Source organism: Methylobacterium brachiatum (assembly GCF_900113845.1).
GTDB classification, from domain to species: domain Bacteria; phylum Pseudomonadota; class Alphaproteobacteria; order Rhizobiales; family Beijerinckiaceae; genus Methylobacterium; species Methylobacterium brachiatum.
The window spans coordinates 397,156-414,394 of the sequence record NZ_FOQW01000003.1 but is presented as its reverse complement, the minus strand read 5'-3'; the positions used below and the strand labels follow the sequence as shown (position 1 = coordinate 414,394).

Below are 17,239 nucleotides of genomic sequence, written 5' to 3'. Positions count from 1 at the left end.
GGCGGTCAACGTCGGTCGCGGGGTTATCCCTGGGCGGCGCGCCGGGGTTGAACATAAGGGGCGGCGGGACGGCCCAGTGCCGTTATGTTCTGCGCATAAGCGCACCGAAAACGGCATAACTTGAACGCAGAGCCGCCCCCGTTGAACCGGTCGTAAATGTTCCTACTTCGTTCTCAAGGACGGAGTGGTCGATGCTTAGCTTTCAGGACGTCGCGGATGCGGGACCGGAGGAGCGCGATGCCATCATGCGCGCCCTCGCGGAGGAGATGATGGAGGTCTCCGGGCAGCGGCGCGGCGGGCGGGGATTCGTCCGGGCCGAGAGGCCGCGAGATCTCGCCAGGGTTCTCGGCCGAGACCGGCGGGAGCGCCGGCCGCAGCGCCAGGCCGGCTAGGCCGCCTCCTTCCGCTGCGGGGCTGCCGGCTTGCGTTTCGTCCTGGGCGGCGGTGCCGGCAAGGGGAGCAGGGCTAGCGCGGCTTTCTCCCGTTCGTACGCCTCCAGGATGGCGGCGGTCCACAACTCCATCCCCTCGGCCTTGAGGGCCATGCGCTGACCGCGGTCGTAGTGAAGCCGCGTGACGGCGGCGACCCGCTCCTTCTCGCTCTCTCCCTTCCCCTCCTTGTGGGAGAGGATGGCTGATGCCGCGCCGCCGAGCCGGCGGTCGCCTAGGAATGAGCCAAGGGTCCTCCGGGCATCGTGCGGCGTCCACGGTTCGATTCCGTGCAGCGCCAGCAAGTTCGCCCTGCCGGGCTTCGGGTCGCCGTACTGGTCGAGTCCTTCCAGGCGCCAGAGCAATTTGTTGACCGCGGACTGGTGGGCGTGACCGTTGCCGCGGGACGACGGGCACGCCCACGGCGACGGTTCGTCGAGCTCGGCCCAGAGGCGCTTCAGCACCGCCAACGCCTGCGGGGGCAGCGGCAGGGCGTGGGGGCGGCTGCCGCTCTTGCCGCCCTTCATCTCGACCCCGCTCCAGTTTGCCGAGAGCCACCCCGGCATGCCGTCGAGCGGGTAGAGGCGGTCGTGACTCAGGATCGAGGTCTGGTAGGTCCGCTGCCCTGTCAGGACGGTCAGCCATAGCATGGCCAGCGTCCCTGTCCCGGTCGCGTGCTCCGTCTGCCCGAGCGAACGGTGCCGCTCGGCGAGCGCCAGAGTTCGGGCGAGCTCGTCAACGAGGGGGACGTGTTCCCGCGTGCCCGAGGTGTACTCGATGCTCCACCTCAGCCACCACTCGTACTCGAAGGCGTCGAGGCCGGAGATGCCGGCGTTGTAACGCCAGGCCCACGACATCGCCTCCTTGCCCTGCTGGACGACGCGGTGGGCGGCCGATGCGGTGTTCGACTTGACGACGGCGTTCCGGACGCGCTCCAGGTCGGCGATACGGATGTCGGCGACGAGCCGGTCCTGGATGCTCCGGAAACCGGCGTGCCGCAGGTAGCTCTCGTACTGAGCCCTGTAGCCCGGCTTCAGCTTCGGGAGCTTGGCTTCGAGGAACTCCGCCACGAGGTCGCGCCATAACCAAGGCCCGTGGGAGCGCCGGTCAGCCTCGGTCTGCGCCGGCGTGTCGTCCACCGCCGCGGCGACCTCGGCGGCCGAGGATTGGTCCCCCGAATCCCCAAGGGACGCCTCGAACGCTGCGACCTGGCGCCGGGGGTCCCGACCGCGCTTCAGGCTGATCCGCGCCAGGGCGGCCTGGTCGCGGGCCTGGTCGACAGTGATGCGGGAGGCTTCGCCGAGCCTGACCGTCGCATGTTCCGTCTTGAGCATGTACGTGGACGCCGTCGGGGTGACCCGGAGGATGAGGCCCGCCGTCCGCGTGTCCGCGTACTCGATCCCGCGACCGGGAACGCGCCCCTTCTCAATGAGCTCCTCGCCGCGCTCGACGTGTTCGAGAGCCAGGACTACCCGCTTGCGCGTATACGCTGCCGGCTTCGCTTTGGGCTTCGCAGCCGCCTTCGCCATGTCTCGCCGGCCCCCCGTTTGCGTGATACCAGGGCGATACCAGCCGCACGGGGAAAGCCTGTGCAACAGGGCAGCCTACGCAGGCCGGTCAATTTCCCCTGTATCTTCAGTGAGGTGGTAAACGAATGCAGGCAGCTTTGACGGTCCGAAATCAGTCGAGGAACCAGCCTTCCAAGCTGAATACGAGGGTTCGATTCCCTTCACCCGCTCCACGCCCGCCCCATGACGGGATGACGGAGCCCCGGCATCGCCGCACGGCCCGCCCGGTCAGGCGCCCACCCATCCGGTTTCAGCCCTCCGCCCTTTCGTCGGCGGCCATGCGCCGCGTTCGGGCCCCTCGGGAAGCATCACCATGAAGGTATCCGCCGACCTGTGCATCGTGCCGATGGGCGTCGGGCCGTCGGTCTCGCCCTATGTGCGCGAGATCAAGGCGATCATCGAGGCGAGCGGCCTGACCGCCACGATGCATCCCAACGGGACCAACATCGAGGCCGACTTGTCGGAGGTCTGCGCCCTGGCCGAGCGCTGCGAGGCGCGGCTGGCCGAGCTGGGCGTCGAGCGGACCTTCTTCACGCTGATCTTCTCGACCCGGCGGGACAAGGAGCAATCCATGGCCGACAAGCTCGCGGCCGTCTCCTGACGGGTCGCCTCCGGGGCACCGCGCGGCGGGCACACCGTCGCGCGGTTCTTTCCAGTCCGAAACCACTCAGCCGTGGCAGGCGCAGCCGGCATGCTCGCAGCCGGCGTGATCTTTGTGACCGTCGGCGCAATCGTCACAGCAATAGGCCTTGCCGTCCCGGGATACAGCCTTGGTCAATTGGACCACGCACACGCAGTCCTGACAGGCACACTTTACCATCTCGACGTCGACACTGGCCATAATCTTCTCCTCAGACGATTCGTCCGCCGGCCCAGCTTAGCGCCGCGCCGCCCCGGGCGGAAGCGGATCGGCGCCGCGGTGACGCGCCCGTGATCCGACCCGCCCCTTCGTGCGTTCACCCCCGTCCGGACGCGCGCGTCCCGGGAGGAGGACGGCATGAGCGAGCAGAACACCGGCGACGTGCGGATCGAACCCTATGACAGCCCGGCCGGCGGCTGGGGCTCGGCCCGGTCCCTGGTCGAGATCCTGACCCGCGAGGGCGTTCCGGTCACCGGCTCGGCGATGCTGCTCAAGCAGAACAAGCCGGACGGGTTCATGTGCGTGTCCTGCGCCTGGGCGAAGCCGGCCAAGCCCCTGGCCTTCGAGTATTGCGAGAACGGCGCCAAGGCGACCGCCTGGGAACAGACCCGCCGGCGGGCGACCCCGGACTTCTTCGCCGCCCACACCGTCACCGAGCTGCTCGGCTGGAGCGACTACGCGCTGGAGGAGCAGGGCCGCCTGACGCATCCGATGCGCTACGATCTCGAGACCGACCGGTACCGGCCGGTCTCTTGGGGTGAGGCCTTCGCGGAGATCGGGCGGGAATTGCAGGCGCTGCGCGCCGAGGATCCGAAATCGGTGGTGTTCTACGCCTCCGGCCGGGCGTCCCTCGAGACCAGCTACATGTGGGCGCTGCTGGCGCGCCTCTACGGCAACAACAACCTGCCGGATTCGTCGAACATGTGCCACGAGCCGACCTCGGTGGCGCTGCCGCAATCGATCGGCGCGCCGGTCGGCACGGTCCTGCTGGAGGATTTCGAGTCCACCGACCTGATCTTCTTCTTCGGCCAGAATGTCGGCTCGAACGCGCCCCGGATGCTCCACCCGCTCCAGGAGGCGCGGCGCCGGGGGGCGCAGATCATCACCTTCAACCCGCTGCGCGAGCGCGGGCTCGAGCGCTTCACCAACCCGCAATCGCCGGTGGAGATGCTGACGCGCTCGGCCACCAAGATCTCGACCCAGTACCATCAGGTGAAGGCCGGCGGCGACCTCGCGGCGATCACCGGCCTGTGCAAGATCCTGATCGCCATGGACCGGGAGGCGACGGCGTCCGGTCGGCCCGCCATCCTCGACCACGCCTTCATCGCCGAGCACACGCACGGATTCGAGGATTTCGTGGCGTTCTGCGACAGCCAGGATTGGACGGGGATCGAGCGGCGCTCCGGCCTCACCCGACCGGCCCTCGAAGCCGCGGCCGGCACCTATGCCCGGGCCAAGGCGGTGATCGGCATCTACGGGATGGGGCTGACCCAGCACCGCAAGGGCACCGAGACGGTGCGGATGCTGGTCAACCTCCTGCTGCTGCGCGGCAATATCGGCAAGCCCGGCGCCGGGATCTGCCCGGTGCGCGGCCATTCCAATGTGCAGGGCCAGCGCACGGTGGGCATCTCCGAGAAGCCGGAGCTGGTGCCCCTCGACAAGCTGAAGGAGCTCTACGATTTCGAGCCGCCGCGGGAGAAGGGGCTCAACACGGTCGAGACCTGCGAGGGTATCCTCGACGGCAGCGTCCGGGCCTTCGTCAGCCTCGGCGGCAACTTCCTGCGCGCGGTTCCCGATACCGGGCGCATGGAGCCGGCCTGGCGGCGGCAGCGCCTGACCGTGCAGATCTCGACCAAGCTCAACCGCTCGCACCTGGTCAATGGGACGGTCGCCTACATCCTGCCCTGCCTCGGCCGGATCGAGATCGACCAGCAGGCCAGCGGTCCGCAGGCGGTCTCGATGGAGGATTCCACCGCGCGCTTCCACGGCTCCCGGGGCGTGTCCGATCCGGTCGGCCCCGATGTCCGCTCCGAGCCCTGGATCGTGGCCGAGATCGCGAAGGCGTCGGTGCCCCCGAACCCGCGGATCGACTGGGATGCCTGGGTGGCCGATTACGCCCGGGTGCGCGACGCGATTGAGGCGACCTACCCGAAGGTGTTCCACGACCTGAACGGCCAGATGTTCCGCCCCGGCGGGATCACCAAGCCGCTCGGCGCCCGCGACCGCAAATGGGAGACCGACACCGGCAAGGCGAATTTCGCGGTGCCGGAAGGGCTCGAGGCCGATCCCGACCTGCCGGCGCGCGGCCCGGACGTGCTCGACCTGATCACGCTGCGCTCGAACGACCAGTTCAACACCACGGTCTACGGCTACGATGACCGCTTCCGGGGCGTGAAGGGCACCCGGGACATCCTGTTCATGAACCGGGCCGACATCGCCCGGCTCGGGCTCAAGGATGGCGGCTCCGTCGATGTCGAGGCGGTGGCCGGCGATCAGATCGCGCGGCGCGTCGGCGGCCTGCGGGTGATCGCCTACGACATCCCGCCGGGAAATTGCGGCGGCTACTACCCGGAGCTGAACGTCCTGCTGCCGCTCTGGCACCATGACGAGCAGTCCAAGACCCCCGCCGCCAAGGCGATCACCGTGCGGGTGACGGCCGCGACCTGAGCCGGGGGATCTGGCGCGGCGCCGTTCTCTCCGGCAAAGAGCCCGGATGGATCAGGTCACGCCCCGAGACGTAGAGCCGCGCCTGCGCGGGCTCCTGGACCTGATCGCGGCCGGCACGCCCGTCCGCGAGCCGGGTCTCGACCTCGCGCATGTCGATGCGAGCGGCACCGCGCTCGCCGCCGGCGGGACCGCGCCGGCCGACGCGGAATCGGGCGGCCTGCCGCTCGCCGAGGCCGACCTGTCGCGCGCCCGCATGGAGGAGGCCGACCTATCCGGGGCCAACCTGCGCCGGGCGAGCCTCACCGGGGCGGTCGGGCGCTCGACCCGCTTCGTCGGGGCGATCCTCGAGGAGGCCGACCTGTCCGAGGCGGACATGTCGGGGGCGGATTTCACCGGCATCGTGGCCGGGCAGGTCAAGTTCGCCTCCGCCATGCTGGAGGATGCCCGCTTCGGCCAGGCGGCGATGCGCTTTGCGGATCTGTCGGGCGCACTCCTGGACGGGGCGAGCTTCGCGGAGGCCGACCTCTGGGGCGCGGATTTCTCCGGCGCCGACGCGGACGACACCGTATTCCGGGATGCGCGGCTCGACGAGGCCAAGCTCGCCGACGCCAACCTGACCCATGCCGATTTCGAGGGCGCCAGCCTGACCAAGGCCTCGCTGGCCGGCTCGCGCCTGCGCGGCGCCAAGTTCACCGGGGCGAAGCTCGACGGCGCCGACCTGTCCGGTGCCGACCTGTCGGATACCGATCTCGTGCGGCTCAACCTCGCCACTTGTCGGCTGCGGCATGCCCGCTTCGCCGGCGCCTGGCTCAACGGCACCCGGATGAGCGTCGAGCAGCTCGGCGGCGCCGTGGGCGAGGAGGTGACCGGCGCCTATGAGCTGGCGCAGGCGAGCTACCTCGCCCTGGAGCAGAACTGGAAGAGCATCGGCAGCCACGATGCGGCGAGCTGGGCGTACAAGCGCGGCCGCCGGATGGGCCGCTTCCATGCCGGGCACCAGGCGCGCGCCGCCTGGGCCGAGCGGGACTGGGCCGGGATCCTGCGCCACGGCTACCGCTGGACCGCCGACCGCTTCGTCGAATGGCTGTGCGATTACGGCGAGAGCCTGTCGCGCATCGCCCGGGCCTTCGCGCTGCTGATCCTCGTCTTCGCCGGCCTCTACGGGCTCACCGGCGGCCTGTTCGTGGTGGAGGGGCCCGAGGCGGGGCCGACCTACAACCCGATCGACCTGATGAGCTACAGCGCCCTCAACATGATGACCGCCAACCCGCCTGAGATCGGCCTCAAGCCGACCGGGCGGGTCACCAACCTGCTGGTCGGCCTGGAAGGCGCGGTCGGGATCATCCTGATGGGGCTCTACGGCTTCGTCCTGGGCAACCGCCTGCGGCGGTGAGGTCCGTCAGTCGTTGCCGTTCGCGCTCAGCCGCTCGATCAGGGTCCCGAGATCCTTGCGCAGGGCCCGGATCTCCGGCTCGCTGAGCTCCAGCTGGCACATCACGCTCTCGCGCACCGTGACCGCCTCCGCCCGCAAGGCCGCGCCCTGCGGGGTGAGCGCGATCTCGACCTCGCGCTCGTCGGATTGGCGCCGGGTCCGGACCAGGAAGCCCGCGCTTTCCAGGCGCTTGAGCACCGGCGTGAGCGTGCCGGAATCGAGCCGCAGCCGCCGGCCGATCTCCGAGACGGTCACGCCGTCCTGCTCCCACAGCACCAGCAGGACGAGATATTGCGGATAGGTCAGGCCGAGCCGCTCCAGCAGCGGCCGGTAAGACTTCGTCATCCGGTGCGCGGCCGCGTAGAGCGCGTAGCAAAGCTGGTTATCGAGGAGCAGCGGATCCATCGCCTGCTCCGTCTCGATCGTGTCCACTGAATACGACATGTGTCTCGCCCATCGCGGTCCGAGTGCCGCCTGTCTCGCACCGCGACCGCGGGTTGGTCATCCTAGCATAACATGCTCGCCACACGCGCAAGCTCCTGCTTGACCAGCCCTTTCTCAACAACCCCGTCGGTCCGGCGTTGCGACACCTGGGGATGACAAGTTCGATAGGCTGTCCAGAAACCCGGCTTCGTCCTCCAGCGTACGCAAGTCGAGCACCAGCGTGTCGCCGCTGATGCGGCCGATCACCGGTACCGGCAATCCGCGCAGGCGCTCGGCCAGCCGCTTGCAGCGGCCCCCGGCGCCGCGGCGCCCGCCCTCGCCCTCCGGCGCCAGGACCAAGGCGGCGCTCGGCAGGGTCTCCACCGGCAGGGCGCCGGAGCCGATCTGGCTGATGCAATCCCCGACCGACACCGTGGCCCAGCCGGACACAAGGTCCGCGACCGCGGGGGCGATGGCCCGGGCCTGCGCGTCGATCGCCGCGCGCGGGCGGGTCAGCAGGCGCAGGGTCGGCAATTCCTCCGTCAGCCGCTCGGGATGGAGATAGAGGCGCAGCACCGCCTCCAGGGCCGCGTAGGTCATCTTGTCCACCCGCAGGGCCCGCTTGAGCGGGTTCTTGCGCACCCGGGCGATCAGGTCCCTGCGTCCGGCCACGATCCCGCACTGGACGGCGCCGAGCAGCTTGTCGCCGCTGAAGGTCACCACGTCCGCCCGCGCCAGGGCCGCCCGCACGGTGGGCTCGGGCGGCAGGCCGTAGGCGGAAAGGTCGACCAGGCTGCCGCTGCCCAGATCCTCCGCCAGGGGCACGCCGTGCTCCCGGCAGAGGACGTGGAGCGCGATCGGATCCGCCTCGGCGGTGAAGCCGGTGATCGCGTAGTTGCTCGGATGCACCTTCATGACGAGGCCGGTGCGCGGCCCGAGCGCCTCGGCGAAGTCGCGCAGATGCGTGCGGTTGGTGGTGCCGACCTCGCGCAGCCGGCAGCCGGCGCGGGCCATCACGTCGGGGACCCGGAACGAGCCGCCGATCTCCACCAACTCGCCGCGCGAGACCACCACCTCCCTGCGCATGGCGAGGGCGTTCAGCACCAGCAGGACCGCAGCGGCGTTGTTATTGACGACGACCGCCGCCTCGGCCCCGGTCAGGCGGCAGATCAGCCCTTCGACATGGTCGTCGCGCTCGCCCCGTGCGCCGGTGGCGAGATCGAATTCGAGGTTGCTGGCCTGGACCATCACGGCGGCCACCGCCTCGGCGGCCGAGCGCGGCAGGAGCGCACGGCCGAGATTGGTGTGCAGCACGGTGCCGGTGAGGTTGAACACCGGCCGCAGGGACGGGCGCCGCTCGGAAGCGAGGTTCCGGGCCGCCGCCTCACGGATCGCCGCCGCATCCGGCACCGTACCGCCCTCCGCCCGGATCTCGGCGAGGACGGCCCGCACCGCCGCGGTGAAGGCGGTGCGCCCATAGGCGGCGAGGACCTCCTCCGAGGCCCCGCCGACGAGACGCTCCACCGACGGGATCCGGCGCTGGCCCTGCGCGGCGTCATCGGGGGTCGGGCGGGCTGTCGCTGAGGATGTCATGGTCCGCTGAGAGATAACGATGCCCGCGCCGAGGACTACCCCAGCCCGGCGCGCGCGATCCCCGCAGGATCGGTTGGCACCGGAGCCGCGGGGAGTGGCACCGGCGGATCGATACCGGCGAGGACGACATCATCCGCGTCGAGGATATCTACGGACGTTGAGGCGCCCGGACGGCGCCTGCGACGCGATCGCCCCCGGCCGAGGCGGAACCTTGCGGCCCGCCGGGCGACTAACCCCCTGAGCGTGAACGCGCCGGCCCCCGTGGCCGGTCGCGGGGATCGCGGATGTGGGGAAGACCGATGAAGCACAAGCCGCTCAGCGAGCAGGTCGTGGTGATCACCGGCGCGTCGTCCGGCATCGGCCTCGCGACCGCCCGGATGGCGGCCGAGCGCGGGGCCCGGGTCGTGCTGGCCGCCCGCAGCGGCGAAGCCCTGGCGCGGATCCAGGCCGAGATCGAGGGCGTCGGCGGCAAGGCGCTCCACGTCGTGGCCGATGTCGGCAACCGCGCCGACGTCCAGGCGGTCGCCGACCAGGCGATCGCGACGTTCGGCGGCTTCGACACCTGGGTCAACGTCGCGGGGGCCTCGATCTACGGGCGCCTGCGCGAGATCAGCGACGAAGACCATCACCGCCTGATCCAGACCAATCTCTGGGGCACGATCTACGGGTCGCTGGTCGCCGTCGAGCACCTGCACAAGCAGGGCGGCGCGCTGATCAATGTCGGCAGCATCGCCTCCGACCTCGCCTTCCCGTTCCAGGGCATGTACGCGGCCTCGAAGCACGCGGTGAAAGGCTTCACCGACGCCCTGCGCATGGAGCTGATGGTCGAGGATGCGCCGATCTCGGTGACGCTGGTCAAGCCGGCCTCGATCGACACGCCCCTGCCCCAGCGGGCCCGCAACTACATGGATCGCGAGCCGAGCCTGCCGCCGCCGATCTACCCACCCGAGGAGGTCGCCAACGCGATCCTGCACGCGGCCGTGCACCCGCAGCGCGACATCTTCGTCGGCGGCGCCGGCAAGGCCTTCGTGGCCGGCAAGGAATTCGCCCCGGGCGCCTACGATTACATGGGTCCGGCGATCATCGCGATGCAGAAGCGCGGCATCCCGCCCCGCGACCCGACCGGAGCCCTGCATGCGCCAGTCTCCGCCGGCGCCACCCGCGGCGACCCGCCGGTCTACGTGATGCGCACCAGCGCCTACACGCGCGCGAGCCTTCATCCGCTCGCCACGGCGGCCGGGCTGGTGGGCGTCGGGACCGTGGCGGCCCTGGCGCTGCTCGGGACCGCTCCCGGCCGCAGGAAGCGTCTGTAATTGCCGGTCGCTGCGCATTCCCTCCCGGGGCCGGCCCGGCCGACCTCCGGGGAGCAGGCCGATCCCCGCATCGTCCCGCGCCGGTTCGTCCAGCTGCCGGACGAGCGGACAATCGCCTATGCGGAGACGGGTTCCGGCCCCGACCTCGTGGCGATCCACGGCACGCTGATGTGCCTGGAGGATCAGTGGCTCGGGCCGGTGCCGGCTCTGGCCGAGCATTTCCGGGTCGTCGCCGTCGACCGCCCGGGCCACGGGTTCAGCCTGCGGCCGCGGGGGCGCGGAGCCGATATCTGGGATCAGGCCACGCAGATCCGGGCAGCGGTCCGGGAGCTCGGCCTGGAACGGCCGGTCATCCTCGGCCACTCCTTCGGGGCGGCGATCGCCCTGGCCTACGGGATGCTCTACCCGGACGAGATCGCCGGGATCGTTTCCCTGGCACCGGTCTGCTTCCCGGAACTCCGCCTCGAGCACCTGCTGTTCGGGCCGCGGGCTTTGCCGCTCGGCGGCGATCTTCTGACCCGGATCCTGCACGCCTCGAGCGATCCGGCCCTGCTGCCGCTGCTCTGGAACGCGATGTTCCTGCCCCAGGCGATGCCGCAGCCATTCCGCCAGAACTTTCCGTTCGAACTCGCGGGCCGGGCCGCCCAGATCACCGCCGAGGGCGAGGACGCCGGCTGGCTCTGGCCGGCCCTGACCCGCAGCGCGCTGCGCTATCCGAGCCTCCGGGTGCCCACCCGCATCCTGTGCGGCGGCGCCGACATCGTGGTGAATTCCTACCTGCACGGCGTCGTCGCCGCCCGGTTGATCCCGGGCGCGAGTCTCGAGATGGTGCCGGGCGCCGGACACATGTTCCCGCATTCGCATCCCGAGGTCGTCGTAAGGGCGGCTCTGTCGCTCAGGAATTAGGTGTCCGAGCGCGGGCCAAGCAGCCAGCGCTCGTCGATATCGGTGGCGTTGCGGTCGGCCAACGGTTGGGTCTCGTCGCCCTCGGCGAAGATCACGACGTCGCCCGGCCCGACATCGCGGGTCGCGTAGAAATCCCAGCGGCGGTGGATCACCCGCGGGCCGCCGAAGATCCGGTAGGCGTTCCAGTAGCGGTCGTCCCGGAAGCCGACGTAATGGACCGACGGTGCGGACGGCCCCTCACCCAAGCCAGAGGACCTTGCGCGCCTCGGCGAGCAGGACGGCGTGCTGCACGGCGGCCGGCCCCTCGTTCGGGATCGCGCTGCCCGCCTCGGCGATCAGCCGCCGGAACTTCTTGCGGTCGAGGCCGCGCCAGCTCTGGCTCGCGAGCACCGCCGCCAGCACGGTCTGGACCGCCTCCGTCCGGTAATGCGCCTCCGCCAGCGCGAGCCGGGTGACGTCGGCCTGGGACGGGCGGTCGGCTGGGACGGCCCTCTCACGCGGCAGGCCGGGATCGGAGGCATCCTCGGGCATCAGGTTGATGTCCCAGCTGACATTCTCCCGAACGACCCGGGCCGGCGACCCATACGCCAACGCATTGGCCGGGATCACGCCGCTGACGATCGACTGGGCCCCGATGATCGAGCCGTCGCCGATATGCGCGCCCTTGAACACGCTGACATTGCGACCGAGCCAGACCCGGTGGCCGACATGGATCGGTCGCGACGGGTTGATCCGGCGGCCGGATTCGAGGTCGATGATCGAATGGGCGTCGCTCACCCAGAAATTGACGCCCTCCGAGATCAGGCAATTGTGCCCGATCGTGATCGGCTTCGTCTCGTGCACGAAGATCTGGCCCTCGTTGGCGAAGGCGCTGTGATGGCCGATCAGCAGCTTCGAATGCGGGCACACATAGATCTGCACCGAGGCCAGACGCACGCCGTGCCCGATATGCACGGTGGAGCTGGGGCCGCAGGTGAGCGACATCCGCTCGAACGCGTTGGCCCCATCCCCGATCAGGACGTGACTGCCATCGCCGTTGATGGTGATCGTCCCGTCCGAAGTGTCCAAAAAATCCTGCGCGATCTGGATCTTGTTATTGCCGTTGTTCAGCAGGCGCACAGGCACACGACATCTCCGGTGATCACTCTTGCCCCGGATATAGTGCCGGCGCGAAGCGGATCGACCGCGGTTGGTGAATCGTGCGGGAGACCGGGCCCCGGCCGGCTGGCGCGTGTCCGCTCGGCGTAAGCCGGGGACGGAGCCGCGCCGGTCTCCTTAGTCCGGATCAAGCCTAAGGCAGTGCCGCAAAGAGCGGATGATCTGCAGATCGGGCCGCCCTTTCGAGGATCCCGGAACCGAGCTGTATCGCCCTGGTGGGCGGTGAGGGACTCGAACCCCCGACCCTCTCCGTGTAAAGGAGACGCTCTACCAACTGAGCTAACCGCCCGGCGGCTGACCGTTACGGCATGGGGTCGGTGCGATGCAAGGGGGCTCCTCCGGGGGCGGCGAGGCGGCGGGCCAGTGCAGGCGTAAGGCCGGTGCTTTCGACCGGAACCGGGCGCGGTCGCGGCATGGGTGGCGCCCCCGTGGCGGCCAGGACGGCCCTTGTGCCGGCCTCGACCGAGCAGATCAGCGGACAGGGGACCTGCCCGGCGATGCGCGGGGCGAGGCCCGCCAGGCCGGCCCCGCCGAGGATCACCGTTTCTGCGCCCACCGCGTGGCTATCCCGGCAGGCCTGGGCCAGGGCGCCCAAGGCGCGATCCGGATCCGCGGCGATCTCGCCGCCGCTCGGGGCGATCGTGGTGATCGCTGCGAGCCTGTCGGCCAGGCCGATCGTGCCGACGAACTCGCTCAGCATGGGGCCCCAGGCCGCCCCGCCGGTGACGATCCCGAATCGCCCAGTGGCGGCGGCCTCGTGACAGGCCGGTTCGGCCATCCCGATCACCGGGACCGGGGATAGCTCCCGCAGGGCGAATAGGCCCGGATCCCCAAAGCAGGCCAGGTAGACCGCATCGCACCCGTCCCCGTGTTCGGCCAGGGCGTCGAGAGCGGCGTGGGCCGCGATGGCCGCAGCCGCGCGGCTCGCGATGTAGCGGGCCCCGAAGCGGCCGGTCACCGCCCGCAACGCCGCCCGCTCGCCGATCTGGCGGCGGACATGACCGGCGACGAGGTCGGTCACGGCTTGGCTGGTGTTGGGGTTGATCAGCAGGATGCGCATGGCGGGCTCGTCCCACGAAAAAGCCCCCGGAGCGGGCTCCGGGGGCTTGTCTCATCGGATCACGGAGCGGGTCAGTGGGCGATGAACGCCGCGCCGTCCTCTTCCGTCCGGGCGGGCTTGGCTACGGGCAGCGGCTCCTCCCACTCGATGGCGACCGGCGCACGCACCAGGGCCTTCTCCAGCACCTGATCCATCCGGGAAACCGGGATGATCTCCAGCCCGTTCTTCACGCTGTCAGGCACCTCGGCGATGTCCTTGGCGTTCTCCTCGGGGATCAGCACGATCTTGATGCCGCCGCGAAGCGCGGCCAGCAGCTTCTCCTTCAGGCCGCCGATCGGCAGGACCCGACCGCGGAGCGTGACCTCACCGGTCATCGCGATATCGCGGCGGACCGCGATGCCGGTCAGCGTCGAGACGATGGCGGTCGCCATGGCGATGCCGGCGGACGGGCCGTCCTTCGGGGTCGCCCCTTCAGGCACGTGGACGTGGATGTCGCGACGCTCGAACAGCGGCGGCTCGATCCCGAAATCGATCGCCCGCGAGCGCACGTAGGATGCGGCCGCCGAGATCGACTCCTTCATCACGTCCTTCAGGTTGCCCGTGACGGTCATCTTGCCCTTGCCGGGCATCATGACACCCTCGATCGTCAGCAACTCGCCGCCGACCTCGGTCCAGGCCAGACCCGTGACCACGCCGACCTGATCGTCCGCGTCGATCTCGCCGTAGCGGAACTTCGGCGGGCCGAGGAAGACCGGAAGGGTCTCCACGTTCACCGCGACCGACTTGGTCTTGGTGATCAGGATCTCCTTCACCGCCTTGCGGATCAGGTTGGACAGCTCGCGCTCCAGGTTGCGGACGCCGGCTTCCCGCGTGTAGCGGCGGACCAGCATCATCAAGCCATCGTCGTCGATCGACCACTCGTGCGTCCCAAGCCCGTGCTTCTTCAGGGCATTCGGGATCAGGTGCTTGCGCGCGATCTCGACCTTCTCCTCCTCGGTGTACCCGGCGATGCGGATCACCTCCATCCGGTCCATCAGCGGGCCGGGGATGTTGAGGGTGTTGGCCGTGGTCACGAACATCACGTTCGAGAGGTCGTAATCCACCTCCAGGTAGTGGTCGTTGAAGGTGCTGTTCTGCTCAGGGTCGAGCACCTCAAGGAGCGCCGCCGACGGATCGCCACGGAAATCCATGCCCATCTTGTCGATCTCGTCGAGCAGGATGAGCGGGTTCGAGGTCTTGGCCTTGCGCATCGACTGCACGATCTTGCCGGGCATCGAGCCGATATAGGTCCGGCGGTGACCGCGGATCTCGGCCTCGTCACGCACGCCGCCGAGGGACATGCGCACGAACTCGCGACCCGTCGCCTTGGCAATGGACTTGCCGAGCGAGGTCTTGCCGACGCCGGGGGGACCGACGAGGCACAGGATCGGGCCGGTGAGCTTGTTCGCCCGCTGCTGCACGGCGAGGTACTCGACGATCCGCTCCTTGACCTTGTCCAGGCCGAAATGGTCGTTGTCCAGCAGGACCTGGGCGCCGAGCAGATCCTTCTTGATCTTCGAGCGCTTGCCCCACGGGATGCCGAGCATCCAGTCCAGATAGTTGCGCACCACCGTCGCCTCGGCGGACATCGGCGACATCTGCCGGAGCTTCTTCAGCTCGGCGGTGGCCTTGTCGCGGGCTTCCTTGGTGAACTTGGTCTTCTCGATCTTCTCCTCGAGCTCGGCCAGCTCGTCGCGGCCGTCCTCGGAATCGCCCAGCTCCTTCTGGATCGCCTTCATCTGCTCGTTGAGGTAGTACTCGCGCTGGGTCTTCTCCATCTGCCGCTTGACGCGGGTCCGGATGCGCTTCTCCACCTGGAGCACGGAGATCTCGCTCTCCATCAGCGACAGCACGCGCTCGAGGCGCTGCGCCACCGTGGGGGTCTCGAGGATGCCCTGCTTGTCGGAGATCTTGACGAGGAGGTGCGAGCCGATCGTGTCGGCGAGCTTCGAGGGCTCATCGATCTGGGTCACGGCCGAGACGACCTCCGGGGAGATCTTCTTGTTCAGCTTGACGTAGTTCTCGAACTCCGAGAGCACCGAGCGCGCGAGCGCCTCGGCCTCGACGCGGTCGCCGAGTTCGTCGTGCAGGGCCTCGGCGGTGGCCTCGTAATACTCGTCGGAGCGGGTGAAGCCCGTCACCTTGGCGCGGCCGATACCCTCGACCAGAACCTTCACGGTGCCGTCGGGCAGCTTCAGCAGCTGCAGCACGGAGGCCAGCGTCCCGATCTTGTAGATGGCGTCGGTCGCCGGATCGTCGTCACCCGCATTGATCTGGGTGGCGAGCAGGATGTGGCGATCGGTGCGCACGGCCTCTTCGAGGGCGCGGATCGACTTCTCGCGGCCGACGAACAGGGGCACGATCATGTGCGGGAAGACGACGATGTCGCGCAGGGGCAGAACGGCATAGGAGCCCGTCGAACCCGGGACGACCGGCTGGCGCGATTTCGACTGTGTCATGGGAGACTTCCTCTCAGGGACGCCCGGCTTCGGTTCCCCCGGAGATGGGGCGAACCGACTGCCAGGGGCCGACCGGGCCGCGAGGGTCGGGATGGTCGTGAACTTTGCGGCTGGCGACGCGGACCGTTCCTCGAAGGAGCGAGCGGCCACCGCGATGAGCCTGAGGTGGCTGCGGGGGGCAGCGTTTTCAAGATGTTCCCCGCAGCGCGCCCGGCCGGAGCCGGGCGCTTAACGCAACCCTACCAAGCGCTTACGCGCTCACGCTGGCGGGCGCTTCCTTGTTGCGGTCGCCGTGGATGTAGAGCGGGCGCGACTTGCCCTCGACCACCTCGGGACCGATCACAACCTGCTCCACGGATTCGAGACCCGGCAGATCGTACATCGTGTCGAGCAGGATCGTCTCCAAGATAGAGCGCAGGCCGCGGGCGCCGGTCTTGCGCTCGATCGCCTTGCGGGCGACGAGCGAGAGCGCATCGTCCTGGAACGTCAGGTCGACATTCTCCATCTCGAACAGCCGCTGGTACTGCTTGACCAGGGCGTTCTTCGGCTCCTGGAGGATCTTCTTGAGCGCGGCCTCGTCGAGGTCCTCGAGGGTCGCCAGGACCGGCAGACGGCCGACGAACTCGGGGATGAGGCCGAACTTCAACAGATCCTCGGGCTCCACCGAGCGGAAGATCTCGCCGGTGCGGCGGTCGTCCGGGGCCTGCACGCTCGCGCCGAAGCCGATCGAGGTTCCCTTGCCGCGCTGGGAGATGATCCGCTCCAGGCCCGCGAAGGCGCCGCCACAGATGAACAGGATGTTGGTGGTGTCGACCTGCAGGAATTCCTGCTGCGGGTGCTTGCGGCCGCCCTGCGGCGGCACGGAGGCGACCGTGCCCTCCATGATCTTCAGGAGCGCCTGCTGCACGCCCTCGCCTGACACGTCGCGGGTGATCGACGGGTTGTCGGACTTGCGCGAGATCTTGTCGATCTCGTCGATGTAGACGATGCCGCGCTGCGCCCGCTCGACGTTGTAGTCCGAGGCCTGGAGCAGCTTGAGGATGATGTTTTCCACATCCTCGCCGACATAGCCCGCCTCGGTCAGGGTCGTGGCGTCGGCCATGGTGAACGGCACGTCTAGGATGCGGGCCAGCGTCTGCGCGAGCAGCGTCTTGCCCGAGCCGGTCGGCCCGATCAGCATGATGTTGGACTTGGCCAACTCGACGTCGTTGTGCTTCGTCGCGTGCGCGAGCCGCTTGTAGTGATTGTGCACCGCGACCGAGAGGACCTTCTTGGCGAAGTCCTGGCCGATGACGTAATCGTCGAGGACGCGCCGGATCTCCTTCGGGGTCGGGACCCCGTCACGGCTCTTCACCAGCGAGGATTTCGACTCCTCGCGGATGATGTCCATGCACAGCTCGACGCACTCGTCGCAGATGAACACGGTCGGGCCGGCGATCAGCTTGCGGACCTCGTGCTGGCTCTTGCCGCAGAACGAGCAATACAGCGTGCTCTTGGAGTCGTTGCCGCCAGTCTTGCTCATATCGGTCTCCGATTCGTCGCGTACGCAGCCG

15 protein-coding genes and 1 tRNA gene are annotated in these 17,239 nt (G+C 69.2%); 6 read left to right on the top strand and 10 right to left on the bottom strand.

Features of this window, described 5'->3' with window-relative positions; translation table 11 throughout:
• Positions 1–191: 191 nt before the first annotated feature.
• Positions 192–392 (top strand): hypothetical protein, encoded by a 201-nt coding sequence (locus tag BMZ47_RS04145; protein ID WP_029358240.1) that lies wholly within the window; start codon positions 192–194, stop codon positions 390–392.
• On the opposite strand, the gene BMZ47_RS04140 is transcribed toward BMZ47_RS04145, so the two are convergent.
• Positions 389–1,957, bottom strand: coding sequence for an integrase arm-type DNA-binding domain-containing protein (locus BMZ47_RS04140; RefSeq protein ID WP_029358243.1), 1,569 nt, complete (start codon positions 1,955–1,957; stop codon positions 389–391). The two genes, BMZ47_RS04145 and BMZ47_RS04140, sit on opposite strands and share 4 nt — an antisense overlap.
• A gap of 352 nt (positions 1,958–2,309) precedes the next feature.
• On the opposite strand from BMZ47_RS04140, the gene BMZ47_RS04135 reads away from it, so the two are divergent.
• Positions 2,310–2,597: an MTH1187 family thiamine-binding protein gene (locus BMZ47_RS04135; protein WP_007561858.1), complete on the top strand. Its 288-nt coding sequence runs from the start codon at positions 2,310–2,312 to the stop codon at positions 2,595–2,597.
• Positions 2,598–2,663: 66 nt separating this feature from the next.
• Here the strand turns inward: BMZ47_RS04135 and BMZ47_RS04130 are convergent, their stop codons facing one another.
• Positions 2,664–2,837 (bottom strand): metallothionein, encoded by a 174-nt coding sequence (locus BMZ47_RS04130; protein WP_007561852.1) that lies wholly within the window; start codon positions 2,835–2,837, stop codon positions 2,664–2,666.
• A gap of 156 nt (positions 2,838–2,993) precedes the next feature.
• On the opposite strand from BMZ47_RS04130, the gene BMZ47_RS04125 reads away from it, so the two are divergent.
• Both BMZ47_RS04125 and BMZ47_RS04120 read left to right on the top strand, forming a co-directional pair.
• Entirely contained in the window at positions 2,994–5,303 is a 2,310-nt protein-coding gene (locus tag BMZ47_RS04125; protein ID WP_091858898.1) for an FdhF/YdeP family oxidoreductase, read from the top strand.
• Positions 5,304–5,349: 46 nt separating this feature from the next.
• Positions 5,350–6,696 carry a pentapeptide repeat-containing protein gene (locus tag BMZ47_RS04120; RefSeq protein WP_091858896.1) on the top strand — a complete coding sequence of 449 codons (1,347 nt, stop codon included), beginning with the start codon at positions 5,350–5,352 and terminating at the stop codon, positions 6,694–6,696.
• A gap of 6 nt (positions 6,697–6,702) precedes the next feature.
• On the opposite strand, the gene BMZ47_RS04115 is transcribed toward BMZ47_RS04120, so the two are convergent.
• Both BMZ47_RS04115 and selA read right to left on the bottom strand, forming a co-directional pair.
• The gene (locus tag BMZ47_RS04115) at positions 6,703–7,179 is read right to left on the bottom strand and encodes a MarR family winged helix-turn-helix transcriptional regulator (RefSeq protein ID WP_007561845.1); all 477 of its coding nucleotides are present in this window, start codon (positions 7,177–7,179) and stop codon (positions 6,703–6,705) included.
• Positions 7,180–7,293: 114 nt separating this feature from the next.
• On the bottom strand, positions 7,294–8,751 hold the full coding sequence (gene selA / locus BMZ47_RS04110; protein WP_091858895.1) for an L-seryl-tRNA(Sec) selenium transferase: 1,458 nt from the start codon (positions 8,749–8,751) through the stop codon (positions 7,294–7,296).
• A gap of 299 nt (positions 8,752–9,050) precedes the next feature.
• Between selA and BMZ47_RS04105 the strand changes: the two genes are divergently transcribed.
• Positions 9,051–10,064, top strand: a complete 1,014-nt coding sequence (locus tag BMZ47_RS04105; RefSeq protein WP_091858892.1) for an SDR family oxidoreductase — start codon at positions 9,051–9,053, stop codon at positions 10,062–10,064.
• Complete coding sequence (locus tag BMZ47_RS04100; protein WP_091858889.1) at positions 10,065–10,970, top strand: alpha/beta fold hydrolase; 906 nt, start codon at positions 10,065–10,067, stop codon at positions 10,968–10,970.
• On the opposite strand, the gene BMZ47_RS04095 is transcribed toward BMZ47_RS04100, so the two are convergent.
• From BMZ47_RS04095 to clpX, 6 genes are all read right to left on the bottom strand, one after another.
• Complete coding sequence (locus BMZ47_RS04095) at positions 10,967–11,215, bottom strand: hypothetical protein (RefSeq protein ID WP_091858887.1); 249 nt, start codon at positions 11,213–11,215, stop codon at positions 10,967–10,969. The genes BMZ47_RS04100 and BMZ47_RS04095 overlap by 4 nt on opposite strands.
• Complete coding sequence (locus tag BMZ47_RS04090; protein ID WP_139220925.1) at positions 11,208–12,095, bottom strand: acyltransferase; 888 nt, start codon at positions 12,093–12,095, stop codon at positions 11,208–11,210. The genes BMZ47_RS04095 and BMZ47_RS04090 overlap by 8 nt, the downstream gene beginning before the upstream one ends.
• A 246-nt stretch (positions 12,096–12,341) precedes the next feature.
• Positions 12,342–12,417 (bottom strand) — tRNA-Val (locus BMZ47_RS04085).
• A gap of 12 nt (positions 12,418–12,429) precedes the next feature.
• Positions 12,430–13,188, bottom strand: a complete 759-nt coding sequence (locus BMZ47_RS04080; protein WP_091858883.1) for an aspartate/glutamate racemase family protein — start codon at positions 13,186–13,188, stop codon at positions 12,430–12,432.
• Positions 13,189–13,259: 71 nt separating this feature from the next.
• Complete coding sequence (gene lon / locus BMZ47_RS04075; RefSeq protein ID WP_007567159.1) at positions 13,260–15,686, bottom strand: endopeptidase La; 2,427 nt, start codon at positions 15,684–15,686, stop codon at positions 13,260–13,262.
• 250 nt (positions 15,687–15,936) lie between these two features.
• Positions 15,937–17,208 (bottom strand): ATP-dependent Clp protease ATP-binding subunit ClpX, encoded by a 1,272-nt coding sequence (clpX, locus tag BMZ47_RS04070; RefSeq protein ID WP_007567156.1) that lies wholly within the window; start codon positions 17,206–17,208, stop codon positions 15,937–15,939.
• Positions 17,209–17,239 lie beyond the last annotated feature (31 nt).

Bases quoted from the DNA above. Each gene is read 5' to 3' on its own strand.
- BMZ47_RS04145 (WP_029358240.1), top strand. From the start codon at position 192: ATGCTTAGCTTTCAGGACGTCGCGGATGCGGGACCGGAGGAGCGCGAT.
- BMZ47_RS04140 (WP_029358243.1), bottom strand. From the start codon at position 1,957: ATGGCGAAGGCGGCTGCGAAGCCCAAAGCGAAGCCGGCAGCGTATACG.
- BMZ47_RS04135 (WP_007561858.1), top strand. From the start codon at position 2,310: ATGAAGGTATCCGCCGACCTGTGCATCGTGCCGATGGGCGTCGGGCCG.
- BMZ47_RS04130 (WP_007561852.1), bottom strand. From the start codon at position 2,837: ATGGCCAGTGTCGACGTCGAGATGGTAAAGTGTGCCTGTCAGGACTGC.
- BMZ47_RS04125 (WP_091858898.1), top strand. From the start codon at position 2,994: ATGAGCGAGCAGAACACCGGCGACGTGCGGATCGAACCCTATGACAGC.
- BMZ47_RS04120 (WP_091858896.1), top strand. From the start codon at position 5,350: ATGGATCAGGTCACGCCCCGAGACGTAGAGCCGCGCCTGCGCGGGCTC.
- BMZ47_RS04115 (WP_007561845.1), bottom strand. From the start codon at position 7,179: ATGTCGTATTCAGTGGACACGATCGAGACGGAGCAGGCGATGGATCCG.
- selA (WP_091858895.1), bottom strand. From the start codon at position 8,751: ATGACATCCTCAGCGACAGCCCGCCCGACCCCCGATGACGCCGCGCAG.
- BMZ47_RS04105 (WP_091858892.1), top strand. From the start codon at position 9,051: ATGAAGCACAAGCCGCTCAGCGAGCAGGTCGTGGTGATCACCGGCGCG.
- BMZ47_RS04080 (WP_091858883.1), bottom strand. From the start codon at position 13,188: ATGCGCATCCTGCTGATCAACCCCAACACCAGCCAAGCCGTGACCGAC.
- lon (WP_007567159.1), bottom strand. From the start codon at position 15,686: ATGACACAGTCGAAATCGCGCCAGCCGGTCGTCCCGGGTTCGACGGGC.
- clpX (WP_007567156.1), bottom strand. From the start codon at position 17,208: ATGAGCAAGACTGGCGGCAACGACTCCAAGAGCACGCTGTATTGCTCG.